7 protein-coding genes are annotated in these 10,518 nt (G+C 60.0%); 1 reads left to right on the forward strand and 6 read right to left on the reverse strand.

Features of this window, described 5'->3' with window-relative positions; genetic code table 11:
* Window positions 1-179: 179 nt before the first annotated feature.
* The 4 genes from AC0IXS_RS01000 to AC0IXS_RS01015 form a co-directional block, all read right to left on the reverse strand.
* Entirely contained in the window at window positions 180-1,562 is a 1,383-nt protein-coding gene (locus AC0IXS_RS01000) for a diaminobutyrate--2-oxoglutarate transaminase (protein WP_471823484.1), read from the reverse strand.
* A 343-nt stretch (window positions 1,563-1,905) separates the two neighbouring features.
* Entirely contained in the window at window positions 1,906-4,308 is a 2,403-nt protein-coding gene (locus tag AC0IXS_RS01005; protein ID WP_137202070.1) for a TonB-dependent receptor, read from the reverse strand.
* Between the two features lie 71 nt (window positions 4,309-4,379).
* Window positions 4,380-5,345, reverse strand: a complete 966-nt coding sequence (locus AC0IXS_RS01010; RefSeq protein ID WP_449124560.1) for a FecR domain-containing protein — start codon at window positions 5,343-5,345, stop codon at window positions 4,380-4,382.
* The gene (locus tag AC0IXS_RS01015) at window positions 5,342-5,851 is read right to left on the reverse strand and encodes a sigma-70 family RNA polymerase sigma factor (protein ID WP_004882203.1); all 510 of its coding nucleotides are present in this window, start codon (window positions 5,849-5,851) and stop codon (window positions 5,342-5,344) included. Before AC0IXS_RS01015 ends, AC0IXS_RS01010 begins: the two co-directional genes overlap by 4 nt.
* Window positions 5,852-6,552: 701 nt before the next feature.
* On the opposite strand from AC0IXS_RS01015, the gene AC0IXS_RS01020 reads away from it, so the two are divergent.
* On the forward strand, window positions 6,553-7,263 hold the full coding sequence (locus AC0IXS_RS01020; protein WP_043303523.1) for a helix-turn-helix transcriptional regulator: 711 nt from the start codon (window positions 6,553-6,555) through the stop codon (window positions 7,261-7,263).
* Here the strand turns inward: AC0IXS_RS01020 and AC0IXS_RS01025 are convergent.
* A complete protein-coding gene (locus AC0IXS_RS01025; RefSeq protein WP_471823487.1) occupies window positions 7,238-9,247 on the reverse strand; it encodes a MacB family efflux pump subunit in 2,010 nt (669 codons plus the stop codon). The genes AC0IXS_RS01020 and AC0IXS_RS01025 overlap by 26 nt on opposite strands.
* A gap of 1 nt (window position 9,248) precedes the next feature.
* Window positions 9,249-10,400, reverse strand: coding sequence for a macrolide transporter subunit MacA (macA, locus tag AC0IXS_RS01030; protein ID WP_122439002.1), 1,152 nt, complete (start codon window positions 10,398-10,400; stop codon window positions 9,249-9,251).
* Window positions 10,401-10,518: the final 118 nt, after the last annotated feature.

Below are 10,518 nucleotides of genomic sequence, written 5' to 3' on the forward strand. Positions count from 1 at the left end.
AAGTGACATCGCAACAAAGTGTCAGATAATCATCTGCTGCGAAAACAACTCAAGCATTTGCCCGGCTTATCACTCGGCACGCCATGGCCAGATAAACCCTGTCAGCAAATACGCTACGTTCGTTCGGCCCGAAGTTCTGACCGGTCCAGATTGTCTTGAATAACAATAACGTGATGAAGTTATTGAGTGCGCAACTGACTCAGCGCGGCCTTGAGTGCCTCTTCGAATCGCTGGATAACCAGTTGGCACTGTTCGTCCGTGATGATCAGCGGCGGTAACAGGCGGATCACGTTGCCATTGCGGCCACCCCGCTCCAGCAAAAGTCCCTGTTTGAAACACTGCTGCTGAATGACCAACGCAAGTTCGGCGTCTATCGGAAAACTGCCGAGACGATCTGCAGGTTTGCGCTCGTCGACGATCTCGATGCCCAGCATCAGACCGCGTCCACGTACCTGCCCCATGGCCGGGTAACGTTGTTGCAAAAGTGTCAGTTGATCCTTGAGCCACTGTCCGCGTCTGGCGGCCTGACCGGCCAGGTTCTGGCGCTGCAACACTTCCAGCGTGGCAAGACCGGTGGCCATTGCCATCTGGTTGCCGCGGAAGGTGCCGGAATGATTGCCCGGTGCCCACGCGTCGAACTCACGCCGGATGCCCAGCACGGCAAGCGGCAGACCGCCACCGACTGCCTTGGACATGACGATGATGTCCGGTTCGATACCGGCATGCTCGAAGGCGAACATCTTGCCGGTGCGGCCAAACCCGGCCTGTACTTCGTCAAGGATCAGCAGAATCCCGTGTTTACGGGTCACTTCACGGATCTGCCGCAGCCAGCTGTCCGGCGCAGGATTGACGCCGCCTTCGCCTTGAACGGCTTCCAGAATCACCGCAGCCGGAAGCGATACGCCGCTTTCGACGTCTTCGATGAACTGGGTGAAGTAGTAGCTCAGCGCTTCGGTCCCGGCTTCGCCACCGAGGCCCAGCGGGCAGCGGTATTCGTGCGGGTACGGCAGAAATTGCACGCCGGGCATCAGGCTGGCGACCGCATCTTTCGGTCCGGTGTTGCCGGTCAGTGCCAGAGCGCCGTGGGTCATGCCGTGGTAAGCGCCGGAGAAGCTGATGATGTTGCTGCGCCCCGTGGCGGTTTTCGCCAGCTTGATCGAGGCTTCCACCGCGTCGGCGCCGGACGGGCCGCAGAACTGCAGGCAATAGTCCCGACCCTGCCCAGGCAGCAGGCTCAGCAACGTCTCGCTGAAAGCGTCCTTGACCGGCGTGGTCAGGTCCAGGGTGTGCATCGGCATTCCCGAGGTCAGGAAGCTGTCGAGGCTGGCCATGATTGCTTCATGGTTGTGCCCCAGTGCCAGCGTTCCGGCCCCGGCCAGACAGTCCAGATACGTGTTGCCCTCAACATCCGTTACCCACAGCCCATGTGCCTTGGCAATCGCCAGCGGCAACTTGCGCGGGTAACTTCTTACATTGGATTCAAACCTCGCCTGCCGGGCCAGATAGTTGGCATTGGTTTTATGCGAAGACGTAGTAGAGTGCAATAAGCCATCATTCAACATGGGGTAACCCTCGCTAAGTTCGGGATGCAAACTATTCTCATTTCCACAAAACTGCAAGTCCGTTACTGAAATTTAATTCTGAATTAAATATGACAGTGCATCCTTGCCTGATTAACTAAAGGCACACAGCATTACGCCAACTAACGCTGGGTATATTCAAAGCGCCAAGACTCGTAAAAGTCGGCGTATCGGTTATTGCCTTTTTGAAGGTCACATTTTAATTACGTTATACGTGAACTATTTATTCAACTGGCACTTTGCATTGCGTTTTCTCTGTCAGAGTCGTTCCGCATTGAGTCGTGAAGCGCAGACGCCCTTCCCTGGGCAGCGCATGAGTGATGGATCAGAAACCCACAGTGGCCGAGATCAGATAGGTTCGGGGTGTTGCGAGCGTCAGACCAGGTTCGCTGTCGTCCGAGGCGCCGGCAGAGCTCCAGTAGCGCTTGTCCATGACGTTCTCGACGTTGGCCCGCAGCGTGACGGTCTTCTGATCGACCTTGAAGGCATAGCGCGCGCCGACGTCGAAGCGCTCGGACGAATCGATGTCCTTGGTATTGGCCTGATCCAGGTATTGCGAGCTGGTGTAGATGCCCCGCCCGGTCAGCGTCAGACCTTGTACGGTCGGCACGTCCCACTCGGCCCCGACATTGACGTTGTATTCAGGCGTGGCGGGCGCACGGTTGCCGTCAAATGTGCCGCCGGTGGTGTTTTTCAGTTCGCTGTCGATGTACATCACGCCGCCCAGCAGGCGGAAGCCCTTGAGCGGCTCGCCGAACATGGTCAGCTCTACGCCGTTGTTCTCACGCTTGCCGTTGGGGCCGAACACCCGTGACGTGGTATTGGTCTCATAGGCTGGCTGCTTGATGCGGAACACGCTGCCGGTGAAGGCGAACGAACCCAGGTCATATTTGGCACCCACCTCGACCTGACGGCTGATGAAGGGCGGGAAGATCTCGTCTTCGTTGATCGAGGTCGATGGTGCGATCTTGCCCTGGCTCAGGCCTTCCATGTAGTTGGCGTACACCGACAGCTCATCGGTCACCTTGTACAGAATGCCGCCCGACGGCGAGACCTTTTCCTCGTCGTACGCCGTGTCGCCCTTGACGTTGTTGGTCCAGTCATCGACCTTGACCCGCTGCCAGCGTGCGCCCAGGGTCAGCAGCAGGCGATCGTCGAAAAAGCCCAGCGTGTCGGACAGCGCCAGACCGCTGAAGCGGTTTTCGGTGTAGACCTTGTCATCCCTGCGTGTCGGGTTGGCGGGCGTCGGCGTGTCGACGGGGTTGAACAGGTTGCTCGGAGACGCCGCGTAGCGGGCACCGCCATTCTCGAAGTCCATGTAGAAATAACTGGCCGCCAGGTTCACTTCGTGGCTGACCGGACCGGTCTTGAACCAGTTGCGCACACCGGCCGTGGCCGTGCGTACGTTTTCGTCGCGGGTGAAGTCGCGCGGCTGAACGCTGAAGTCGCCTGCATTGTTGGTGATCGAAACCGCATGGCGCAGGAAGTCATGGTCGCTTTTGCGCGCGCCCACGCCGCCGTAAAGCATCACGGAATCGTTGACGTCGTATTCGGCGTTGACCATGCCGAAGGTGTCCTCGGTGCGTGCCTTGCTCCAGGATTGCGCGTAGTTGTCCCGCACATCGTTGGCGTTCGGCACCTTGGCGTTCGGGCCAATCTGGACGCGTTCCTGTGGCGCATCGGTGTTGCGTTCGGTGTGCCCGATATCGGTCGAAAGGCGCAGGCGCTCGCCACGGAAATCCAGCCCCAGGACCGCCATCTGGCGGTCGACACTCTGGTGGTCCCAGGTGGTGTCGCCTGACTGCTTGACGCCGTTGAAACGGATACCGAACTTATCCTCGTCGCCGAAACGACGGGCGATGTCCACTGCACCGCCAACCTGGCTGTCGGAGGCATAACTGCCGGTGAATTCAGTGATCGGCTTGTCTGTGGCGCGCTTGGGTACCACGTTGATGCCACCGCCGACACTGCCACGCGGCGAGATGCCGTTGACCAGTTGGCTCGGCCCTTTGAGGATATCCACGCGTTCGGCCATTTCCATGTCGATCGTGTAGGTCGGCAGGATGCCGTACAGGCCGTTGTAGGAAACGTCGCTGTTGAACAGGCTAAGACCGCGAATGGTGAACTGCTCGTAGCGTCCGCCCGCCGGGTTGGTCGCACGCACCGAAGGGTCGCTGGCGATCAGGTCGCCCAGCGTGCGGGCCTGCTGATTCTTCACCGCTTCCTGGGTGTAGGTGGTCATGCTGAACGGAGTGTCCATGAAGTCCCGCGCGCCGAGCATGCCTTGCGAGCCACGGCGTGCAACCTGACCGCCCGCATAGGCCTGACCATCAGTCGTGCCGCCGGCACCGAGAATCGAGGTGGGCGCCAGTTCCAGACTGCCGCTGCTCGGCGCTGGAACGAGCGTGTAGGCCTGTTCGCCTACCGGCATCAATTGCAGGCCCGAGCCTTGCAGCAGACGCGCGAAGCCTTCCTCAACCGCAAAGTCTCCGGAAAGGCCTGCACTGTTGCGGCCGTTCACCAGTGCAGGGTCTACCGAAAGATTCACCCCGGCCAGCCCGGCGAAACGGGTCAGCGCGGCGCTCAGGCTGCCTGCCGGAACTTCGTAGGCGCGGCGCCCTGAGGTTTCGGCCCAACTGTTGGAGATAAACAGCGGGCTGGAACTGAGGGTCAGCAACAGACTCAAGTGCAAAAGCGGACGTAAACGATAAGGAGGCACTGCGGACATGTAGGGAAGCTCTCGTAGTTTTTTGTTCACTTACCTGGAATGACCAGTGAGGCGAAAAAAAGGGACAGGCTTCACGCACTATTTTTTGCAGAAAGCGTTTTGCGAGGTACCAGCGTCACCCAGTAGCGGGTCCGCATATGCACATCCACCTGCAGGCTGGCCGCCAGCAGCGAAAGAACACGGTCGGTATCGTCGAGCCGGAAACTGCCCGTAACACGCAAGTTTTCAAGTTCGGGCTCCCAGCGCAGCAACCCTGGACGGTAGCGACCGAGTTCACGCAGGAAGCTGCCCAACGGCTGGTTCTGGGCGGTCAGCACGCCGTCGCGCCAGCCTGGCGACAGGGCGTCGAAGGCGCTGACCGGCCCTGCCCCTTGAGGTCGCAGACTGATCTGTTGCTGCGCATGCAGGTCCAGCTCAGACCCTTGCAGTGGCTGCAGACGCACACTGCCGCTGACAACAGAGACCCGGCAATCGCTGGCGTTGAGACGCACGCAGACTTCGCTACGGCTGACGATGATCCTGCCGTACGGAACCTCAATGGTCAGCGGCGTACTGCCCGATACCTTGAGCGCCATCTCGCCGCGCACCAGCGTAACTTGCCGGGTGTTCAGGTCGACGTTCACCGCGCTGTCGGTGTTCAGTTGCAATTGGCTGCCGTCGGCCAGCGCAAGGCGCTTATGCTCACCGATGGAGGTTTGCAGGTCGGCGCGCCAGACGTCGATCGGCAACTGCCGACCCAACAGCCAGACGGCCGGAACCAGTGTGGCCACCCCAAGCGCCCTTTTGAGGGCGGCACGTCTTGCCTTGTCGGGACGGTCGAGGGTGGCCATCGCCAGATGGGATGGCAGGCCGAAAAAACGCTGACGCAACTGCTGAGCCTTTTGCCAGGCGCGTTCGTGGCTGCTGGCACTGTCGCGCCAATGCTGCAATCTGAGGTGATCCTCGTCGCTGGCGCAGCCGGACTCCAGCAACGCAAGCCAATGCGCCGCTGCGCGTGCGACTTCGCGATCTTCGCTGGACAGCGACTGACGAATCACCAGTCCACCAACAGACAATGTTCGTAGGCCTGGGCCATGTAACGTTTGACGGTGCGTTCGGAGACCTGCAGACGTTCGGCGATTTCGCGATAACCCAGGCCTTCCAGCTGGCTCCACAGAAACGCCCTGCGCACGACGGCTGACAGTCCATCCAGCAACTCGTCCAGCGCCTGCAGGGTTTCCAATAGCAGCCAGCGCTGTTCGGGAGACGGAGCAGCCTCTTCAGGGAGCTGAGCAAGCGCTTCGAGATAAGCCTGCTCCAGACTGCGACGGGTATAGAAGTTGCTCAGCAGGCGCTTGCCGACGGTCAACAGGTAAGCACGAGGTTCCTGCATATCGGCGATCTGCTGTGAACTGGACAGCACGCGAAGAAACGTATCCTGGCTAAGGTCCGCAGCATCCCAGGCATTGCCCATGCGCCGTCTCAGCCAGCTTTCCAGCCAGCCATAGTGGTCGCGATACAGGGAATGTAGAGAATGGTCCGTTGACGTCGCTGCTTCGATCATGTCGAGAGGCCTTGCGCTATGGATGTGTCAAATGAGACTCATTCTAATTAGTGTTATATCCCGAGTCCACGCACTTTTTCGATAAAGCCCCCGTCCTGGCTGGGCCGAGAGACCGTCTACACCGCGCAACGGCACGGTTTGCAACGGTTTGGCTGATGATCGAACCTTGACAGATTGTTGTTACGCCGGGATTGCCAAGGCGCCCTGCACCGCACAAATCGGCGATCCCGACCCAACCCTGTCCCTTGATCGTGTCGGGAACGACACGATCAGGCCCCTCAATGTAAGCCGCCAAGGGGCGCGTAAGTGACTGGAGCCATGTGCTCGGCTCATTGAGTCCGCGGCCTGTGCCATTTGTGACGCGGAGCGTCACGGGCGGCATCCCCACGCAGAGCGATGGGCACGATCAGTGTGCAAGGGAACGCCATGATCGTTCCCACGCTCCAGCGTGGTAACGCCGCCCAGGACGCTCCGCGTCCGCTCTCGAACGTGGCGCAGAGCTCACGGATGCATCCCCACGCGGAGCGGTATTTCGGGAAAAACAGGCCTTTCCATATGTAACAAATAATTTTCCGCTGCTCTAAATCGTCATCTTTCGCAGGCACGCTAGTTCAACTAAATAAAAATATTAGTTTATGTGACTGCCAAGTCGTATTAACGTCTCAAAGACGTCAGTAGTTCTGAAATCATGGATGAGCAAGATGACCCCTACACTACTTCCCCAGATCGGCAGGGCCATAGCCAGCATCGGCAGCGGCCATTTCTCGAGCATGTTTCATGAGTTGATCAACTCGCAATTGACCGTGGATGCCACCCACCTTTACTTGCTGCCAAGGCCCTGGCAGACACCGAAAGCGCCGGTTTCAACGGTGTTCAACGAGACCGTGACTTCACCTCGGGCAGCCTCGCGCTTCACCGATTCCATCCAGTTGAACCCGGCACAGGAATCGCCCAGCTATTGCTGCAAGATCACAGCGTTTCGCGGACGCCCGTCCAGTGATTTTTCGATGACCGAGCGACGTCGTCTGGAAGACATCTCTCCGCTGCTGTTTTCGATTCTGGAAAAGCACGTTGACGCCCTGCAGCTGGCGACACTGGAAGCCGAATCGAAGAAGCCAGAGGGCCTAGAAGACCGTTTCCACGAGCGACTGCGTGAAACCGGGCTGATGCTGTCAGAGCGCGAATTGCAAGTGTGCGTGGGACTGCTGACCGGCCAGACCGCCATGGAACAGGCGGAGCGTCTGGCACTCAAGGTCAGCACGGTGAGCAGCTATCAGCGCCGGGCAGCGGTCAAACTGGGCATCAGCGGGCGCAACTCGCTGATGCGCTGGATGTACGCGTCGCCCGAGGAAATGCCGTCGAGCGACCGGGGCCGCACGCCGCTCTTCAGTCCCGCGCCAGCGCTTCGATAGGGTCGAGCCTTGCTGCGTTGCGGGCCGGTACGAAGCCGAACAACACGCCGATCAGCGTCGAGCAGGCGAACGCGGTCACCACCGAGGCCATGGAAAAGACCATTTCCCACTGTTTGACGAACAGCGTGAACAGGTAGCCAATGCCATAGGACAGGCCGATGCCGATGACGCCACCGATCAGGCAGACCATGACCGCCTCCACCAGAAACTGCTGACGGATATCCGACTGTCGGGCACCCACGGCCATACGAATACCAATCTCTCGGGTTCGTTCGGTGACCGACACCAGCATGATGTTCATCACACCGATACCTCCCACTACCAACGAAATCACGGCGATCAGCGACAGCAGCAACGTCAGTGAGCGACTGGTTTTCTGCACCGTCTGCATGACGCTGTCCAGGTTGTTGGTGAAAAAGTCCTTGGTGCCGTGACGCTGCAGCATCAGCGCCTTGATTTCCTCTTCCACCACCTTGCTGGGCATGCCGTCCTTGACCCGTACGCTGATGCTGTCCAGGTGACGCTGGCCAAGCACGCGTCCGGCAGCGGTCTCGTAGGGCATCCAGATGTTGAGCGTATTGCCTGCAATGAACAGGTTCTTGTGATCGCTGGTAACGCCAATCACGGTGCACGGCAGCTTGCCGATCAGGATCACCTTTCCGAGTGGATCGACGCCGGGGCCGAACAGACGCTGGGCGGTGTTGTGGTCCAGTACCACGACCTGCGCCTGACGCCGGGCATCCTGATCGTCAAAGGTGATGCCGGCTGCCAGTTGAATGTTGCGCACCTGGAAGTAGCGACTGCTGACGCCATTGAGCTGTGCATCGACGTCGATATTGCGGTAGCGCACCAGCATGCTGCGCCCGACCACCGGGGTGGCGCTGTCGATGTAATACATCTGATTGAGCGCCGTGACGTCCGACGGCAGCAGCGTTTCGATGGACTTGGCCCGACTGTCGCCGAAGTTGCTGCCGGCATAAATGTCGATGGTGTTGCTGCCAATCGACTGGATGTCCTTGAGCACGTAACGCTTGGCGCCTTCACCGATGGCGGAAATCGACACCACCGAGGTGATACCGATGATGATCCCCAGCATGGTCAGCAGCGTGCGCATGCGGTGCGAAATCAGCGCAATCCAGGCCATGTTGAACGCTTCGCGAAACAGGCCGAAGCTGGCGATCATGCGGCGCCGGGCGGTGGCCGTTGGCTGCAGTGCAGGCTTGGGTTCAGCCACCGGCTGCACACGGGGCGAGGTGCGCTTGTCGCTGATGATTTCACCGTCGCTGACTTCGATGACCCGCTCGGCATTGGCCGCGACTTTCGGGTCGTGGGTCACGAGGATGACCGTGTGCCCCAATGCATGGAGTTCCAGCAGGATGCGCATGACCTCCTTGCCGCTGGTGGTGTCCAGTGCGCCGGTCGGTTCGTCGGCAAGAATCACCTCGCCGCCGTTCATCAAGGCCCGGGCGATACTGACCCGCTGCTGCTGCCCGCCCGACATCTGGCTCGGGCGGTGCTCGAGATGCCCGCCAAGCCCGAGGCGCGTCAGCAGTTCCTGAGCACGCTGGTGACGCCCGGCCTGCGAAGTGCCCGCATAGACGGCCGGAATCTCCGTGTTGCGCACGGCATCCAGGTGCGGCAGCAGGTGGTAACGCTGAAAAATGAAGCCGAAATGATCGCGCCGCAACGCAGCCAGCGCATCGTCATCCAGGTCACGGGTCTGTTGACCGGCGACCCGGTAGGTACCGCTGCTGGCGTTGTCCAGGCAACCGAGAATGTTCATCAGCGTGGACTTGCCCGAGCCGGAAGCACCGATGATCGCCACCAGCTCACCGGCATGAATCGACAGATTGATCTGCTTGAGGACGGTGACCTCGCGATCCCCGGCCATGAAGCTGCGACTCACGCTCTCCAGTTGCAGCAACGGCTGCTGCGCTGCAATCGAGGCTTCATGCAGGTCGGCGACTTCTACCTTCTGGTTCATATCAGGCCCCTGCCACAACCGCTGTCGGATCGCCTATGACCACCTGATCACCTTCGACCAGCCCGTCCTTGATCTCTGCCTGCACGTTGTTGTTGATGCCGACCTGAACCTTGCGCTCCTGAGCGAAGCCCTTGGCGTCCACCACCCGCACAACGGAAGCACCTTCGCTGGTGCGCGAGCCCAGAGCCGCAACGGGTACGGTAATCGCGTTGCGCGCCGTGCCCAGAACGATGCGCACCTGAGCGGTCATGGCGATGCGCAGGCGCTGATCCTGATTCGGGACTTCGAACAGCGCGTTGTAGAAGACTGCCGAGTTCTGCCGGGAAGCCGAGCTGCCACTTTCGGTTTCCAGGTAATCCTGCGGCGCAGGCTCGGTGCCGCGCAGCTTGGCGTAGTAGCGCTTGTCCTCACCCAGAATCGTGAAATAGACCTCCTGCCCCGGCGTGATATGGATAACGTCCGCTTCCGACACTTGGGCCTTGATGGTCATGGTCTCCAGATCGGCCAGCTTCAACAGCACCGGCGCCAGTTGTTGGGCGATGACGGTCTGGCCTTCCTGCGTGACGATACCGACCACATCACCGTCGATGGGCGCGATGATCCGCGTGTAGCCCAGATTGACCTTGGCGGTGTCGATCTGCACCTGAGCGCTTTTGATTTCAGCGTCCAGAGCCCGTACGTTGGCCTGCTGCATTTCGTAGTCGGACTCGGCGCTTTCGAAGTCCTGGCGGGATACCGACTGATCGGTCTGTAATTCCTTGTAGCGATCATAGAGGCGCTTGGCCTGTTTCATCTGAGCCTGCGCCGAGGCCCGCTGGGCCTTGAGTTTTTCCTCGTCCACTTCGGCCTGGCGCAAGGTGTTGCGCAATACCAGCGGATCGATCTCTGCCAGCCACTGGCCTTTCTTGACCTTGTCGCCCAGCTTGACCTTGAGTGACTTCAATTGCCCCGACACCTGAGCGCCGACATCCACCTGCTTGATGCCTTCCAGCACGCCCGTGGCGAGTACGGCGTTCTCGATGTCACCACGCTCAGCCCTGGCGGTAATGTACGCGGGCGGTTTGGCCGGTGCCTCGACGGCATACAGCACGGCACCCGCCACCAGTACCAGCGCAGTGATCAATCCCGTCTTGCGTAATTTCGACTTGTTCATAGAGGCCTGCTGATCCTTGAAGATCGCGCCCGCTCATGGGGCGACGACTGATTTACCGTTTTCCATGCGCAGCCCCGGAGCAGGCCGAATGCCTGCCGCCGGGGTTTTATTCAGGGTT

The sequence above is a fragment of the Pseudomonas sp. AC016 genome, assembly GCF_979253365.1.

Excerpts from the sequence above, each read along its gene's own strand:
- AC0IXS_RS01020 (WP_043303523.1), top strand. The coding sequence starts at position 6,553 with ATGACCCCTACACTACTTCCCCAGATCGGCAGGGCCATAGCCAGCATC.
- AC0IXS_RS01015 (WP_004882203.1), bottom strand. The coding sequence starts at position 5,851 with ATGATCGAAGCAGCGACGTCAACGGACCATTCTCTACATTCCCTGTAT.
- AC0IXS_RS01025 (WP_471823487.1), bottom strand. The coding sequence starts at position 9,247 with ATGAACCAGAAGGTAGAAGTCGCCGACCTGCATGAAGCCTCGATTGCA.
- macA (WP_122439002.1), bottom strand. The coding sequence starts at position 10,400 with ATGAACAAGTCGAAATTACGCAAGACGGGATTGATCACTGCGCTGGTA.
- AC0IXS_RS01000 (WP_471823484.1), bottom strand. The coding sequence starts at position 1,562 with ATGTTGAATGATGGCTTATTGCACTCTACTACGTCTTCGCATAAAACC.
- AC0IXS_RS01005 (WP_137202070.1), bottom strand. The coding sequence starts at position 4,308 with ATGTCCGCAGTGCCTCCTTATCGTTTACGTCCGCTTTTGCACTTGAGT.